At 57.3% G+C, this 15,681-nt stretch carries 13 protein-coding genes and 3 tRNA genes; 14 read left to right on the top strand and 2 right to left on the bottom strand.

The features are described from left to right. Nucleotides 1-62 precede the first annotated feature (62 nt). The 12 genes from tpiA (at nt 63) to AB4N91_RS22685 (ending at nt 10,543) form a co-directional block, all read left to right on the top strand. Nucleotides 63-818, top strand: a complete 756-nt coding sequence (gene tpiA / locus AB4N91_RS22740) for a triose-phosphate isomerase (RefSeq protein WP_077747389.1) — start codon at nt 63-65, stop codon at nt 816-818. A gap of 4 nt (nt 819-822) precedes the next feature. Then, entirely contained in the window at nt 823-1,206 is a 384-nt protein-coding gene (secG, locus tag AB4N91_RS22735; RefSeq protein ID WP_010463489.1) for a preprotein translocase subunit SecG, read from the top strand. Nucleotides 1,207-1,228: 22 nt separating this feature from the next. Further along, nucleotides 1,229-1,314 (top strand) — tRNA-Leu (locus tag AB4N91_RS22730). 96 nt (nt 1,315-1,410) lie between these two features. Next, nucleotides 1,411-1,487: transfer RNA gene (locus AB4N91_RS22725), tRNA-Met, on the top strand. A 138-nt stretch (nt 1,488-1,625) separates the two neighbouring features. After that, a complete protein-coding gene (rimP, locus tag AB4N91_RS22720; RefSeq protein ID WP_010463487.1) occupies nt 1,626-2,084 on the top strand; it encodes a ribosome maturation factor RimP in 459 nt (152 codons plus the stop codon). 47 nt (nt 2,085-2,131) lie between these two features. Then, nucleotides 2,132-3,613 carry a transcription termination factor NusA gene (gene nusA / locus AB4N91_RS22715; RefSeq protein ID WP_010463485.1) on the top strand — a complete coding sequence of 494 codons (1,482 nt, stop codon included), beginning with the start codon at nt 2,132-2,134 and terminating at the stop codon, nt 3,611-3,613. Nucleotides 3,614-3,640: 27 nt separating this feature from the next. Beyond that, complete coding sequence (infB, locus tag AB4N91_RS22710; protein ID WP_010463483.1) at nt 3,641-6,169, top strand: translation initiation factor IF-2; 2,529 nt, start codon at nt 3,641-3,643, stop codon at nt 6,167-6,169. 159 nt (nt 6,170-6,328) lie between these two features. Continuing rightward, nucleotides 6,329-6,730 (top strand): 30S ribosome-binding factor RbfA, encoded by a 402-nt coding sequence (rbfA, locus tag AB4N91_RS22705; protein ID WP_007942872.1) that lies wholly within the window; start codon nt 6,329-6,331, stop codon nt 6,728-6,730. Between the two features lie 3 nt (nt 6,731-6,733). Beyond that, nucleotides 6,734-7,651 carry a tRNA pseudouridine(55) synthase TruB gene (gene truB, locus AB4N91_RS22700; protein ID WP_010463480.1) on the top strand — a complete coding sequence of 306 codons (918 nt, stop codon included), beginning with the start codon at nt 6,734-6,736 and terminating at the stop codon, nt 7,649-7,651. Between the two features lie 117 nt (nt 7,652-7,768). Beyond that, nucleotides 7,769-8,038, top strand: coding sequence for a 30S ribosomal protein S15 (gene rpsO / locus AB4N91_RS22695; protein ID WP_003176135.1), 270 nt, complete (start codon nt 7,769-7,771; stop codon nt 8,036-8,038). A gap of 195 nt (nt 8,039-8,233) precedes the next feature. Beyond that, nucleotides 8,234-10,339, top strand: a complete 2,106-nt coding sequence (pnp, locus tag AB4N91_RS22690) for a polyribonucleotide nucleotidyltransferase (protein ID WP_010463478.1) — start codon at nt 8,234-8,236, stop codon at nt 10,337-10,339. A gap of 128 nt (nt 10,340-10,467) precedes the next feature. After that, nucleotides 10,468-10,543 (top strand) — tRNA-Thr (locus AB4N91_RS22685). Nucleotides 10,544-10,552: 9 nt separating this feature from the next. Here the strand turns inward: AB4N91_RS22685 and AB4N91_RS22680 are convergent. Beyond that, nucleotides 10,553-11,581, bottom strand: coding sequence for a coiled-coil domain-containing protein (locus tag AB4N91_RS22680; RefSeq protein WP_154911889.1), 1,029 nt, complete (start codon nt 11,579-11,581; stop codon nt 10,553-10,555). Between the two features lie 314 nt (nt 11,582-11,895). Between AB4N91_RS22680 and AB4N91_RS22675 the strand changes: the two genes are divergently transcribed. Continuing rightward, on the top strand, nt 11,896-12,201 hold the full coding sequence (locus AB4N91_RS22675) for a DUF6388 family protein (protein WP_042932942.1): 306 nt from the start codon (nt 11,896-11,898) through the stop codon (nt 12,199-12,201). An 83-nt stretch (nt 12,202-12,284) separates the two neighbouring features. Here AB4N91_RS22675 and nadC read toward each other — a convergent pair whose 3' ends face one another. Further along, the gene (gene nadC / locus AB4N91_RS22670; RefSeq protein ID WP_010463472.1) at nt 12,285-13,133 is read right to left on the bottom strand and encodes a carboxylating nicotinate-nucleotide diphosphorylase; all 849 of its coding nucleotides are present in this window, start codon (nt 13,131-13,133) and stop codon (nt 12,285-12,287) included. Between the two features lie 283 nt (nt 13,134-13,416). Between nadC and AB4N91_RS22665 the strand changes: the two genes are divergently transcribed. Continuing rightward, entirely contained in the window at nt 13,417-15,624 is a 2,208-nt protein-coding gene (locus AB4N91_RS22665) for a DUF1631 domain-containing protein (protein ID WP_154503034.1), read from the top strand. Nucleotides 15,625-15,681: the final 57 nt, after the last annotated feature.

Here is a 15,681-nt window from a genome sequence, read left to right as displayed (position 1 = left end):
GGCTTGCCAGCCATGATTGTGTTGGGTAACATCTGCGCCCACTTTGACCGACGAGGTACAGCATGCGTCGCCCTATGGTAGCTGGTAACTGGAAGATGCACGGTACCCGCGCCAGCGTCGCTGAGCTGATCAATGGCCTTCGTCATCTGGCCTTGCCGAGCGGTGTTGATGTAGCGGTATTCCCGCCTTACTTGCATATCAATCAAGTGATTGATGGCTTGAACGGCAAGTCGATTTCGGTCGGCGCGCAGAACTCTGCGGTGGAAGCCATGCAAGGTGCACTGACCGGTGAAATCGCGCCGAGTCAATTGGTGGATGCAGGTTGTTCCCTGGTTCTTGTCGGGCATTCCGAACGCCGCCAGATTATGGGCGAGCAGGACGGTGTGCTGATTCGCAAGTTCGCAGCGGCGCAGGCATGTGGCTTGATCCCGGTGTTGTGCATAGGGGAAACCCTTGAGCAGCGCGAAGCCGGTAAAACTCTAGATGTTGTCGGGCGTCAGCTAGGCAGTATCATAGAGGAGCTGGGTGTAGGTGCCTTTGCAAATGCAGTAATTGCTTACGAGCCAGTCTGGGCCATTGGCACTGGGCTGACTGCTTCGCCGCAACAAGCGCAGGATGTGCATGCAGCCATTCGCGCTCAGTTGGCGGCAGAGAATTCTGAGGTCGCACAAGGTGTGCGGCTTCTATACGGCGGCAGCGTGAAGGCGGCCAATGCGGTCGAACTGTTCGGCATGCCGGATATCGATGGGGGGCTCATTGGTGGAGCTTCCCTGAATGCAGATGAGTTCGGTGCGATTTGTCGCGCCGCGGGAAACTGAAAAAATGCTGGAAACAGTCGTAGTCGTTTTTCATCTGCTGGGTGCATTGGGCGTAGTTGCTCTGGTATTGCTGCAGCAGGGTAAAGGTGCGGATGCTGGCGCGTCTTTCGGAGCAGGTGCTTCAAATACTGTGTTCGGAAGCCAAGGTTCCTCTACCTTTCTTAGTAAGTTTACTGCTATACTTGCCGCCGGTTTCTTCATAACCAGCTTAGGGTTAGGTTACTTTGCTAAAGAGAAAGCTCAGCAGCTGACTCAAGTAGGTTTGCCAAACCCGGCAGTGTTGGAAGTTCCAAAGCAACAACCGGCTTCTGATGATGTACCGGTGCTTCAAGAGCAAAAGTCGGCTACTCCAGCGACTGACGTGCCTCCAGCTCAAGAGCAAAAGTAAGAAGGGTTTCAAACGTAGTATTGCCGAGGTGGTGGAATTGGTAGACACGCAACCTTGAGGTGGTTGTGCCCATAGGGTGTAGGGGTTCGAGTCCCCTTCTCGGTACCAATTATCAGGAGAGCCCGCTGTTGCGGGCTTTCTTGTAGGTGGAAGGTTACATTGACCCTGTCAAGGATCGGTCGTATACTTCCGCCCCAGCTTTGTCGCGGGGTGGAGCAGTCTGGTAGCTCGTCGGGCTCATAACCCGAAGGTCGTCGGTTCAAATCCGGCCCCCGCAACCAGTTTAAGGAGCCCCTTTTAAGGGGCTTTTTGTTAGCTGGACACTTTCTACGCCGCTGTTCGACGGCGTTTCAAGGATGGGCGTTTCGCCCATTTTTTTATTTTGCATAGCATGCACATACATGCACGAGGGGGTTCAGGTGTCGAGCAAGCTAGAAGAGTTGCAGGCCTTGTTGGCCCCGGTGGTCGTGGCCCTGGGCTATGAATGCTGGGGTATTGAGTTTTCGGCTCAAGGTCGCCACTCAATGTTGCGCGTTTATATTGATAAAGAGGGCGGTGTGCTGGTGGACGATTGTGCCATCGTCAGCCGTCAGATCAGCGGTGTCCTGGATGTTGAAGATCCAATCGCCGTTGAATACACCCTTGAAGTTTCCTCGCCTGGCATGGAACGCCCACTGTTCACTATTGAGCAGTTTGCAAAATTTGCCGGTGAACAAGTGAAGATCAAGCTGCGCTCGCCTTTTGAAGGACGACGCAACTTTCAGGGCCTTCTGCGCGGTGTAGAAGAGCAGGACGTCGTGGTGCAGGTAGAAGACCATGAGTTCCTGTTGCCGATCGATATGATCGACAAGGCCAACATTATTCCCAGTTTTGACTGAGACGCGGATCCCGCGGATCCAATGGCTTGCGAAAGGCGAGGCGTACGATGAGCAAAGAAGTACTGCTGGTTGTTGAGTCGGTATCCAATGAAAAGGGCGTACCGGCAAACGTAATTTTTGAAGCGCTGGAGCTGGCCCTGGCCACTGCTACCAAAAAGCGTTTCGAGGACGAAGTCGATCTGCGTGTGGAAATCAATCGCCACACCGGTGCTTACGAGACATTCCGTCGCTGGACGGTCGTCGAAGAAGCAGACCTGGATGATCCGGCCATCGAAACCTGGCCGAGCAAGGTTGCCGAAACGCACCCGGGCGCCCAGGTGGGTGATGTAGTCGAAGAGAAAATCGAATCCATCGAGTTCGGCCGCATTGCTGCACAGACTGCCAAGCAAGTCATCGTGCAGAAAGTTCGCGAAGCCGAGCGCGCTCAAGTCGTTGACGCTTATCGCGAGCGCCTGGGGGAAATCATCTCCGGCACCGTGAAGAAAGTGACCCGCGACAACGTGATCGTCGATCTGGGCAACAACGCTGAAGCGTTGCTGGCTCGTGAAGACATCATCTCTCGCGAAACCTTCCGGGTTGGCGTGCGCTTGCGTGCGTTGCTCAAGGAAATCCGCACCGAGAACCGCGGCCCGCAGCTGATCCTGTCGCGTACCGCGCCGGAAATGCTGATCGAGTTGTTCCGCATCGAAGTGCCGGAAATCGCTGAAGGCCTGATCGAAGTAATGGCAGCCTCCCGTGACCCGGGTTCGCGTGCCAAGATCGCGGTCCGCTCGAAAGACAAACGCATCGACCCGCAGGGCGCTTGCATCGGTATGCGCGGTTCGCGCGTCCAGGCAGTGTCGGGTGAGTTGGGCGGTGAGCGTGTGGATATCGTCCTGTGGGATGACAACCCGGCTCAGTTCGTAATCAACGCCATGTCCCCGGCTGAGGTTGCGGCAATTATCGTTGACGAAGATGCCCATGCAATGGACATCGCCGTTGGCGCAGACAATCTGGCTCAGGCCATCGGTCGCGGTGGTCAGAACGTGCGTCTGGCTAGCCAGTTGACTGGCTGGACCCTGAACGTGATGACCGAATCGGACATCCAGGCTAAGCAGCAAGCAGAAACCGGCGACATCCTGCGCAACTTCATCGACGAGCTGGAAGTCGACGAAGACCTTGCACAGGTGCTGGTAGATGAAGGCTTCACCAGCCTGGAAGAGATTGCCTACGTACCGTTGGAAGAAATGCTCAACATCGAAGGCTTTGACGAAGAAACCGTCAACGAGCTTCGCGCTCGCGCCAAGGATCGTTTGTTGACCAAAGCCATCGCTACTGAGGAAAAGCTGGCAGACGCCCATCCGGCCGAAGACCTGCTCTCGCTTGAGGGTATGGACAAGGATCTGGCGATGGAACTGGCGGTGCGCGGCGTAATTACCCGCGAAGACCTGGCCGAGCAGTCTATTGACGACCTGCTCGACATCGACGGCATTGACGATGATCGTGCCGGCAAGTTGATCATGGCCGCCCGAGCCCACTGGTTCGAGTAATTAGGCGCGGCCTGAGGAGAGAAGTGCATGACGCAAGTCACGGTGAAACAACTGGCCGATGAGGTCAAAACACCGGTAGAGCGCCTGTTGCAGCAGATGCGTGAGGCAGGTCTGCCGCACACCGCCGCCGATGAAGGTGTGAGCGATAGTGAGAAGCAGTCTTTGCTGACTCACTTGAAGAGCAGCCACAAGGCGAAAGTGGAAGAACCGCGCAAGATCACACTGCAGCGCAAAACCACCAGCACCCTGCGTGTTGCTGGCAGCAAAAGCATCAGCGTTGAAGTACGTAAGAAGAAAGTCTTCGTACAGCGCAGCCCGGAAGAAATTGAAGCCGAGCGCAAACGCGAACTGGAAGAACGCCGCGCAGTAGAAAATGCTGCTCGTCAGAAGGCTGAAGAAGAAGCCAAGCGTCGCGCCGAAGAAGAAGCGCGTCGCCAGCCTGCTGCTGCGCAATCCGCTACTAACGACGCCGTTGCAGCCCCTGCTGCAGTTGCCGAGCCAGTACGCGAAAGCGCGCCGGTTGTAGCCGCTGCTCCAGCACCGTCTGCTGACGTTCGCAACAAGCAGAACGAACAGCGCCGTCCGGACAAACCACGCGCCGACGATAACAATCGTCGTGGCAGTGGCGATGGTGAGCGCAAAAACGCTCCGCATCGTGCTTCGGTTAAAGAGAAAGCGCCTGCTCCACGCGTTGCCCCACGTACTACCGACGAAGAAAGCGATGGCTTCCGTCGTGGTGGTCGCGGCAAGGCCAAGCTGAAGAAACGCAACGCCCACGGTTTCCAGAGCCCAACCGGCCCTGTCGTGCGTGATGTGCAGATCGGCGAGACCATCACTGTTGGCGATCTCGCCAATCAGATGTCGGTCAAGGCTGCTGAAATCATCAAGTTCATGTTCAAACTGGGTACGCCAGCGACCATCAACCAGGTGCTTGATCAGGAAACTGCTCAACTGGTAGCCGAAGAACTGGGCCACAAAGTGACCCTAGTCAGCGACACCGCCCTGGAAGATTCCCTGGCCGAGTCCCTGAAGTTTGAAGGTGAGACGTTCTCCCGTGCGCCAGTCGTGACCGTAATGGGCCACGTTGACCACGGTAAGACGTCGCTGCTCGACTATATCCGTCGTGCCAAGGTAGCTGCAGGCGAAGCCGGCGGTATCACCCAGCATATCGGTGCGTACCACGTTGAAACTGATCGCGGCATGGTCACTTTCCTCGATACCCCGGGTCACGCCGCGTTTACCGCAATGCGTGCCCGTGGTGCCAAGGCGACTGACATCGTGATCCTGGTGGTTGCAGCGGACGACGGCGTAATGCCGCAGACCATTGAAGCGGTCCAGCACGCCAAGGCTGCCGGTGTTCCACTGGTTGTTGCAGTGAACAAAATCGACAAGCCGGGCGCTGATCTCGATCGCATCCGTAGCGAGCTGTCGGTTCACGGCGTGACTTCGGAAGAGTGGGGCGGCGACACCCCGTTCGTATCGGTTTCGGCGAAAGTCGGTACTGGCGTGGACGAGTTGCTCGAAGCTGTTCTGCTGCAAGCCGAAGTTCTGGAACTGAAAGCGACGCCTTCGGCTCCTGGCCGTGGTGTGGTGGTTGAATCGCGTCTCGACAAAGGTCGTGGCCCGGTTGCAACCGTTCTGGTTCAAGACGGTACCCTGCGCCAAGGCGACATGGTCCTGGTCGGTTCGAACTATGGCCGTGTACGCGCCATGCTCGACGAGAACGGCAAGCCGATCAAAGAAGCCGGTCCTTCCATCCCTGTCGAGATCCTCGGCCTGGACGGTACCCCGGACGCTGGCGATGAGATGAGCGTGCTGTCGGACGAGAAGAAAGCCCGTGAAGTGGCTCTGTTCCGTCAAGGCAAGTTCCGCGAAGTCAAACTGGCTCGCGCTCACGCCGGCAAGCTGGAAAACATCTTCGAAAACATGGGTCAGGCAGAGAAGAAGACGCTCAACATCGTCCTCAAATCCGACGTCCGTGGTTCGCTGGAAGCGTTGAACGGTGCCTTGAACGGCCTGGGTAACGACGAAGTGCAAGTGCGTGTTGTCGGTGGCGGCGTCGGTGGTATCACCGAGTCCGACGCTAACCTGGCACTGGCCTCCAACGCTGTACTGTTTGGCTTCAACGTGCGTGCCGATGCTGGCGCTCGCAAGATCGTCGAGCAGGAAGGTCTGGATATGCGTTACTACAACGTGATCTACGACATCATCGAAGACGTCAAGAAAGCCCTCACCGGTATGCTGGGCAGCGATGTTCGCGAGAACATCCTGGGTACCGCTGAAGTGCGTGACGTGTTCCGTTCGCCGAAGTTTGGCGCGATCGCCGGTTGCATGGTTATCGAAGGTGTTGTTCACCGTAACCGTCCAATCCGTGTACTGCGTGAAGACATCGTTATCTTCGAAGGCGAGCTGGAATCTCTGCGCCGCTTCAAGGATGACGCTTCCGAAGTACGTGCCGGCATGGAATGCGGTATCGGCGTGAAGAGCTACAACGACGTCAAAGTCGGTGACAAGATCGAAGTCTTCGAGAAGGTTCAGGTTGCTCGCAGCCTCTAACTCGCGTACTTCAAGGGCCACGCCAAGCCGCCGCATGCAAATGCGCGGCGCAGCGTCAGGACTCTAAACGCAACGCCCGGTCTGGCTTTTGTCAGGCCGGGCGTTTGCCGCTTTCAGACCCCTCGGGTTTCACCGTGGGGCAGTAACAGGTAACAAGACATGGCAAAAGAATACAGCCGTACCCAACGTATCGGCGATCAGATGCAGCGTGAGCTGGCACAGCTGATCCGTCGTGAAGTCAAAGACCCGCGCGTCGGTCTGGTCACCATTACCGCTGTTGAAGTCAGCCGTGACGTCGGTCACGCCAAGATCTTCATCACCGTGATGGGCCAGGACAACGCCGAAGACATCGCGCAAAGCATCAAGGTGCTCAACTCAGCCGCCGGTTTCCTGCGCATGCAGTTGGCTCGTGAAATGAAGTTGCGCAGCGTTCCGCAGTTGCACTTCCACTACGACGAAAGCGTCGTGCGTGGCGCGCACCTGTCGGCCCTGATCGAGCGTGCGGTGGCTGAAGACAATCAGCACCCGGTAGCGGCTGAACCCGAAGACGCCAAGGAGTAATCGGTGGCTCAGGTCAAACGTATCCGTCGTAACGTCAGCGGTATCATTCTGCTCGACAAGCCATTGGGGTTCACCTCCAACGCCGCGTTGCAGAAGGTTCGCTGGCTGCTGAACGCCGAGAAAGCCGGTCACACCGGCAGTCTCGATCCGCTGGCCACCGGCGTGTTGCCGTTGTGCTTCGGTGAGGCCACCAAGTTCTCGCAGTACCTGCTCGATTCCGACAAGGGTTACGAAACCCTGGCGCAACTGGGCAAGACCACCACCACGGCCGATGCCGAGGGTGAAGTTTTGCAGGAGCGTCCGGTGACCGTTGGTCGCGCAGATGTCGAAGCTGTTCTGCCGAATTTTCGCGGGCAAATCAGTCAGATACCGCCGATGTACTCGGCGCTCAAGCGTGATGGCCAGCCGCTGTACAAGCTGGCCCGTGCAGGCGAAGTAGTGGAGCGTGAACCGCGTTCTGTTACTATTGCGCGCTTGGAATTGCTGGCCTTTGAAGGTGATACTGCGCGGCTTGCGGTGGATTGCAGCAAAGGCACCTATATTCGCACCCTGGTGGAGGATATCGGTGAGCAACTCGGTTGTGGCGCTTACGTGGCTGAATTGCGACGTACCCAGGCCGGGCCTTTCACGCTGGCGCAGACGGTCACGCTTGAAGAGTTGGAAGCGGTACATGCCGAAGGCGGCAACGAAGCGGTCGACCGCTTCCTGATGCCATCGGACAGCGGCCTTCTGGATTGGCCACTGTTGCAGTTCTCGGAGCACAGTTCGTTCTACTGGCTTAACGGCCAACCGGTACGAGCCCCGGATGCACCGAAGTTCGGCATGGTACGGGTACAGGATCACAACGGTCGCTTCATCGGTATCGGTGAAGTGAGCGAAGACGGGCGCATCGCGCCACGTCGACTGATTCGGTCAGAATGACCGGACGAGGGTGGCTGTTAACAGGCACGGTCACTACTCATTTTTAGATACAGGGATTTGTCCCTGGCCTGTTGAAGCTGTTTCTTTGAAACAGTTTCCTGATAAAAGGATTGCCTCATGGCTCTCGACGTTCAAGAAAAAGCTCAAATCGTAGCTGACTACCAGCAAGCTGTTGGTGACACTGGTTCGCCAGAAGTGCAAGTTGCACTGCTGACCCACAACATCAACAAGCTGCAAGGTCACTTCAAGGCCAACGGTAAAGATCACCACTCCCGTCGTGGTCTGATCCGCATGGTTAACCAGCGTCGTAAGCTGCTGGACTACCTGAAAGGCAAGGATCTGGGTCGTTATCAGGCTCTGATCGGTCGCCTGGGTCTGCGTCGCTAATAAGCGATTGCGCTAGAGGTTGGTTGTCTGTCGTGCGCCAGTGGGTTTCCCGCTGGCACATGGCAGGCTCCCAGCCTCAAGTTTTATCTGGATAGTCGTTTTACCCTGGACAGGCGTTGGGCCGATTCCCGACATTGCCCAAGAATTTCGCAAGAAGACAAGTTCCCCAAGAGCCACAAAAGAAGGTAGGACACCGTGAACCCGGTAATCAAAAAATTCCAGTTCGGTCAGTCGACCGTTACCCTCGAGACTGGCCGTATCGCCCGTCAGGCCTCCGGCGCAGTATTGGTCACCGTTGACGACGACGTCAGCGTGTTGGTGACTGTGGTCGGCGCCAAGCAAGCCGATCCAGGCAAGGGCTTCTTCCCTCTGTCTGTTCACTACCAGGAAAAGACTTACGCTGCCGGTAAGATCCCTGGCGGTTTCTTCAAGCGTGAAGGCCGTCCTTCCGAGAAAGAAACCCTGACTTCCCGACTGATCGACCGTCCGATCCGTCCGCTGTTCCCAGAAGGCTTCATGAACGAAGTGCAGGTTGTCTGCACCGTCGTTTCCACCAGCAAGAAAACCGATCCGGACATCGCTGCGATGATCGGTACCTCGGCTGCGTTGGCTATCTCCGGTATTCCTTTCGATGGCCCGATCGGCGCTGCCCGCGTGGCGTTCCACGAAAGCACTGGCTACCTGCTGAACCCGACTTACGAACAACAGAAAGCTTCGAGCCTGGACATGGTCGTTGCCGGTACTTCGGAAGCCGTATTGATGGTTGAATCGGAAGCCAAAGAGCTGACCGAAGACCAGATGCTGGGCGCGGTACTGTTTGCTCACGACGAGTTCCAGGTGGTGATCAACGCCGTCAAGGAACTGGCCGCCGAAGCTGCCAAGCCGACCTGGACCTGGGCTCCACAGCCAGAAGCCACTGCTCTGCTGGGCGCTATCCGTGCCGAGTTCGGCGACGCGATCTCCCAGGCTTACACCATCACCATCAAGGCCGACCGTTACGCTCGCCTGGGTGAGCTGAAAGACCAGGTGGTTGCCAAGCTGTCCGGTGAAGAAGGCCAGCCTTCGTCCAGCGAAGTCAAAGCCGCTTTCGGCGAAATCGAATACCGCACCGTTCGCGAAAACATCGTAAACGGCAAGCCACGTATCGACGGTCGCGACACCAAGACCGTACGTCCTTTGAACATCGAAGTCGGTGTTCTGCCAAAGACTCACGGTTCGGCTCTGTTCACCCGTGGCGAAACCCAGGCGCTGGTTGTTGCAACACTGGGCACCGCCCGTGACGCACAGCTGCTGGACACCCTGGAAGGCGAGAAAAAAGACCCGTTCATGCTGCACTACAACTTCCCTCCGTTCTCGGTAGGTGAGTGTGGTCGCATGGGTGGCGCTGGCCGTCGCGAAATCGGTCACGGCCGTCTGGCCCGTCGTTCGATTGCAGCCATGCTGCCTGCTGCCGACGTGTTCCCATACACCATTCGTGTTGTGTCGGAAATCACCGAATCCAACGGTTCGAGCTCGATGGCTTCCGTTTGCGGCGCTTCCCTGGCTCTGATGGACGCCGGCGTTCCGATGAAGGCACCGGTTGCCGGTATCGCCATGGGTCTGGTTAAAGAAGGCGAGAAGTTCGCCGTCCTGACCGACATCCTGGGTGACGAAGACCACCTGGGCGACATGGACTTCAAAGTAGCCGGTACCGCCAAAGGTGTTACCGCGCTGCAGATGGACATCAAGATCAAAGGCATCACCGAAGAAATCATGGAAATCGCTCTGGGCCAAGCCCTGGAAGCGCGCCTGAACATCCTCGGTCAGATGAACCAGATCATTGGTCAGTCTCGCACCGAACTGTCGGAAAATGCTCCGACCATGATCGCGATGAAAATCGACACCGACAAAATCCGTGATGTCATCGGTAAAGGCGGCGCGACCATTCGTGCGATCTGTGAAGAGACCAAGGCTTCGATCGACATCGAAGACGACGGCTCGATCAAGATCTTCGGCGAAACCAAGGAAGCGGCTGAAGCAGCACGTCAGCGCGTTCTGGGCATCACCGCAGAAGCTGAAATCGGCAAGATCTACGTTGGTAAGGTTGAGCGCATCGTCGACTTCGGCGCATTCGTCAACATCCTGCCTGGCAAGGACGGTCTGGTACACATCTCGATGCTGAGCGACGCTCGCGTTGAGAAAGTGACCGACATCCTGAAAGAAGGCCAGGAAGTGGAAGTACTGGTACTGGACGTGGACAACCGCGGCCGTATCAAACTGTCCATCAAAGACGTAGCAGCGGCCAAGGCTTCGGGCGTTTAATCACCCCCGCTTGATTGCTTCAACGTTATAAAAAATGCCCCGCAGTGAAAGCTGCGGGGCATTTTTTTGTCTGTGAAACAGGGTGTGAAGTTGCTGGCTTTCGAACCCGGTGCTAGGTTTAGCCCACCGCCCGTGTAGCTCAGCCGGTAGAGCAGCGCACTCGTAACGCGAAGGTCGCAGGTTCGATTCCTGTCTCGGGCACCATTCCCCCTGTTATTTCACCTTTCTGCTCAAATCTTCCACGGTGCGTTTCAGCTGATCCAGTTGGTTGTCCTGATCGCTGACTTCCCGCTTAAGGCTGGACAGGTCGCTGGAGCTCGAGCTGGAACTCGAACCGGCGCTACGCTTGAGGTCTTCCACCTGGCTGGCAAGTCTTTTCAAGTCGTTTTCCTGTTCATTGACGGTACGCTTGAGGTCGTTCACTTCGCTGGAGCTTGAACTGGAGTTCGAGCCGCCGCTGCTGCGCTTGAGATCGTCCATCTGACTGGCGAGCTTTTTCAGACCGTTGTCCTGTTCGCTCACCGTGCGTTTCAGATCACTCACTTCGCTGGAGCTTGAGCTTGAGCTGGAATTCGAGCTGCTGCTACGCTTGAGGTCGTCCATCTGGCTGGCGAGCTTTTTAAGTCCATTGTCCTGTTCGCTGACCGTACGCTTGAGGTCGCTGACTTCGCTGGAACTGGAGCTGGAATTCGAGCTGCTATTGCGTTTGAGTTCGTCCACAGCCTTGGCAAGGTTGACCAAACCGGTGTTCTGTTCGCTGACCGTGCGTTTCAGGTCGTTCACTTCGCTGGCGCTGGAACTGGAGCTCGAACCACTGTTGCGTTTGAACTCGTCCATGGCCTTGGCGAGGTTTTTCAGCGCCGTGTCCTGATCACTGACGGTGCGCTTGAGTTTATCCACTTCGCTGGCAGTCGAATTCGAACCGGACACCGTGTTCTTTTTCAACTCTTCGATGAGCCGCGCCTGTGTACTGACGGTTTTCTTCAGCTCTTCAAGATCTGCCGTATCGGTTTTAACCATTCTTTGTAATTTTTCCACGTCTTCGATACTGAGGCCTGATTTGACCATCACGTCTGTGCCGTAATAGTTGTGGAAAACCAAAAATTTATCGGAAGAGTTTGCGCTGTCGAATTTGTACTCCAGACCGGCTTGAGCCGAATCGGGCATTGCCAGGCTGCCGAGAAGAAGGGCAGCCATGCCGGTTGCAAACAGGGTAGATGGAAGCTTGGGAAAATTGCGCATCACCGATTCCTTGTGAAGTGCCTATATGGCACATCGCTATGACTTTACCTTTTGAACGTTGTTCCTGGGTAGCGAGGGAAAATTTTCAGAAAGGCCGATCAACGGTTTTTTTGTAGATTTGATGTAAAAGTCCATATAAATCGTCGACCAAACGTCCTATATTCGGACGTTGCACACGTACCACTTTGCAGTTTTCAGATGATCCCCGAATGGTTCTGAAGGCCAGACAAACCGGGCTTCACACGGTTTTTTGCGTCAGAGAGATCCTTGATGATCCAGATCCATCTTCCATTCCCCAGATCAGCGAGAACGCCATGACCGTTAAAGAATTGACCCAAGAAGCCAGACACGAAGAAGCGCTGAAAAAGTACCTGCAGGAGTCGCCCCAGCTAGCCGACGAGATCAAGGACCTGCCGGCCGACGATCAAAAAGACCAGATCCAGTGGGCGTTCGAGGATGAGGCGGAGTCCCAGGGCTTGCAGCCATGGGAACTGACGCTCAAGTACACCTCGACCCCTGAAGAGTTCGAGGCTGCGCGCCTGGTGCTGCACAAGGAGGCGGCCGAGGTGTTAGGGGTCGAGTGGGAAGAGTACTGCGAGATGAACAATCTGGTGGTTTGAGAGCAGCTTCAGGCTTCAAGCGGTAAGCTGCAAGTACAAGCAAAACTGCTTGAAACTTGGAGCTTGCCGCTCGAAGCTGCGTTTTAGAGGCTTAAGCGCATCGACAGGTCGACAGCCTTCACATCCTTGGTCATCGCACCAATCGAAATGTAATCCACCCCGGTTTCGGCGATCGGCAGCAGCGTGTTTTCGTTGATACCACCGCTGGCTTCCAGTTTCGCCTTGCCCGCGTTCAGGCGCACGGCTTCACGCATGTCATCCAGGCTCAACTCATCGAGCATGATGATGTCGGCACCCGCCGCCAGGGCTTCTTTCAATTCCGCCAGGCTTTCCACTTCAATCTCGACCGGCTTGCCCGGGGCGATCTTGTGCGCGGCGTTGATGGCCTCAGGAATGCCACCGCAGGCGGCGATGTGGTTTTCCTTGATCAGGAAGGCGTCGTACAGGCCGATGCGGTGGTTGTGGCAACCGCCGCAGGTCACGGCGTACTTCTGCGCCAGACGCAGCCCCGGCAGGGTTTTACGGGTGTCGAGCAGCTTCACCTGGGTCTCGGCGACAAAATCCGCCAGGTATTGCGCGCGCGTGGCCACGCCCGAGAGCAATTGCAGGAAATTCAGTGCGCAGCGTTCGCCGGTCAGCAGCGAGCGTGCCGGGCCCTCGAGGTGAAACAGCGCCTGATTGGGTTTCACCCGTTCGCCGTCACGCACCTGCCAGTGCACCGCGACCCGTGGATCGAGTTGCCGGAAAACGGCATCGACCCATGCGGTGCCGGCAATGACCGCGGCGTCGCGGGTGATGATGGTGGCTTTTGCCAGGCGTTCGGCCGGGATCAGCTGTGCGGTGATGTCGCCGCTGCCGATGTCTTCGAGCAACGCACGGCGCACGTTGGCTTCGATTTCGGCGGTCAAATCGGCGAGACGTAGATTCGGCATAACGGGCTCCACAAACAAAGTGGCCCGATTATAGGGCCATGGCGCGAGGCAACCCAAGGCATCAGAGGCGTTCCCCTCACCTGCAAACCTGCATTTGGTCGATTCCCTTGAATCATCGGCACTAAGTCAACGTCTTTCCTATGCGTCTATTTCGATACGAAGCACAGAGTCTGCTGGTACACGGGAGCGCTTTTGCAAGATAATCCGCCTTGCTTTTGACGTCATGGCTTTGACGTTCGTTTGGATACGACTATTCGCAGAATTACCGTTTCAGGAGGCTTGGATGCACAACGACGGGAATGTAGTGCCTTTGCACAAGGCGGCTACCGGTCAGGCGACGCAATCGCCGCTCGCCCGCCTGCCTGTGATTCTGCTTCAGGTTCGCGACAAGGCCACTCAACAGCTCAGGCATGGCTTGCAGGAGCTGTTTGATAACGCCGACGACACGCTGTTCGAAATGGCTGATCGGGCCCGCAGCGATGTCGAGCAGAACCTCTTTTTCGAAGCCATGCGCGACTTGCGACTCAAGCGAAAAAGCATCGAACGCGGTTTTCTCGAACACTTCTTCGAGGCGTTCGTCAGTCTCTCGCAGCACGACAGCGCCCAGGCGGCCTTGCCTCAGGCATTGGCATTTGAAACCGATGCATTGCCCAATGACGATCTGGAACGCAGCGTCGCGGTGGACGCCATGGTCAGCAAAGTGCTGAACCGCGACGGGTTCGCTCTTGACCAACTGACAGCCCGACTCAGTGCTTTGCTGGGCAAGGCGCTGGACGATGAGCACAACCCGCTGGGGCCTGCGCGGCTCTGCGAGTATTTCTTGCAGGCCTGGCGCAACCTGGGGGTGGAGATCAAGGTCAAGCTGATCATTCTCAAACTATTCGATCGCTACGTGCTCAGCAGCACTGATCAGCTGTACGCCGAAGCCAATCAACTGCTCATCGCGACCGGCGTGTTGCCCGACCTCAAGCCCGCTCCCACGCGGCGAGCCAGCGATCATGCCGCCGCCAGCGCCTATGCCGAACCGATCGAAGTCGGCATTCACTCGGGCCATACACCGGTCGACGATGGCGTGCAGGAAGTCTTTGCCGCGTTGCAGGAGCTGCTGCTACACGTGCGCGGCAGTGTCGCGCCGACCCTCGAAGCCAGTGCCCAGACACAGCCCATTTCCACCCGAGATCTGTTGCGCCTGCTCTCGCACTTGCAGCAATACGTGCCGGCGCTGGCGACCCAGGACGACTTCGATCTGCGTAACCAGCTCGAACAGCTGCTAACCCGGGTCAGCGTCAAAAGTGGCAAGTCGCGCGTGGTCGGCGTGGCTGACGAAGACGTGATCAACCTGATCGCCATGCTCTTCGAATGCATCCTTGATGACCGCAACCTGCCTGACTCCCTCAAGGCGCTGATTGGTCGGTTGCAGATTCCGATGCTCAAAGTGGCGGTGCTCGACAAGAGCTTCTTCAGCCGGGCCAGCCACCCGGCCCGGCGTCTGCTCAACGAAATCGCTGCCGCCGCGATGGGCTGGGGGGAGTGCGATGACCACGAGCGTGACAGCCTGTACCTGCGCATCGAGCAAGTGGTCCAGCGCCTGTTGAACGACTTTGTTGATGATCCGGCGATCTTTTCCGAATTGCTGGCGGATTTTCTCGCCTTCACCAGTGATGAGCGCCGCCGCAGCGAACTGCTGGAACAGCGTACCCGTGACGCCGAGGAAGGCCGCGCCAGGACCGAACTGGCTCGCCAGCGTGTCGAGCAGGCGCTGAATCAGGCGTTATTGGGCAAAGTGCTGCCCCAGGCTGTGGTGGTCTTCGTGCAGGAGGCCTGGAGCAAAGTGCTGTTGTTGACCTGCCTCAAACATGGTGATGCGTCGGCGCAATGGCAGGCCGATGTGCAGACTATGGAGCAATTGATCTGGAGCGTGCAGCGCCATGACGAGCCCGATGCCGGCCTGCGTTTGTTGGCGCTGGTGCCCGGGCTGCTGAAGGCCTTGCGCGACGGATTGAGCAGCTCTGCGTTCGATCCGTTCGCCACCAGTGAGTTTTTCAGTGAGCTGGAAACCTTGCACGTGCAACTGTTCGAGCGCCCGGGTCAGACGGCTGAACAACCCGTCGACCCGCCGGTTATGGTCGAAGTGCTGCAGCAAATCGTGCTGCACACGGCGGACGAAGGCCTGGCCGATGTGGTGTCTGTGCGGTTGCCGGCAGACGATGCCGGTTTGCTTCAGGTCGATCAACTGCGTCCGGGCTGCTGGGTCGAGTTTCAGGAAGACGATGAAAACACCCTGCGTTGCAAGCTGGCAGCGATCATCGATTCCACCGGCAAATACATCTTTGTCGACCGCACGGGAATGAAAGTGCTGGAGCGCAGCCGCACCGGCCTGGCCCTGGAATTTCGCCGTGGCGCGGTGCGGGCGCTGGACGATACCTTGCTGTTCGACCGGGCCCTGGAGTCGGTGCTGGGCAATCTGCGGCGTCTCAATCGCGGCAAGTGATCGCGCCCCGAGGGCCTATCGCGGCATACTGGGCGCCAACACAGTCGTCGTTGAAGG

This window comes from Pseudomonas sp. H3_D04, from assembly GCF_054669175.1.
This window is presented reverse-complemented; position numbering and strand designations above follow the sequence as displayed.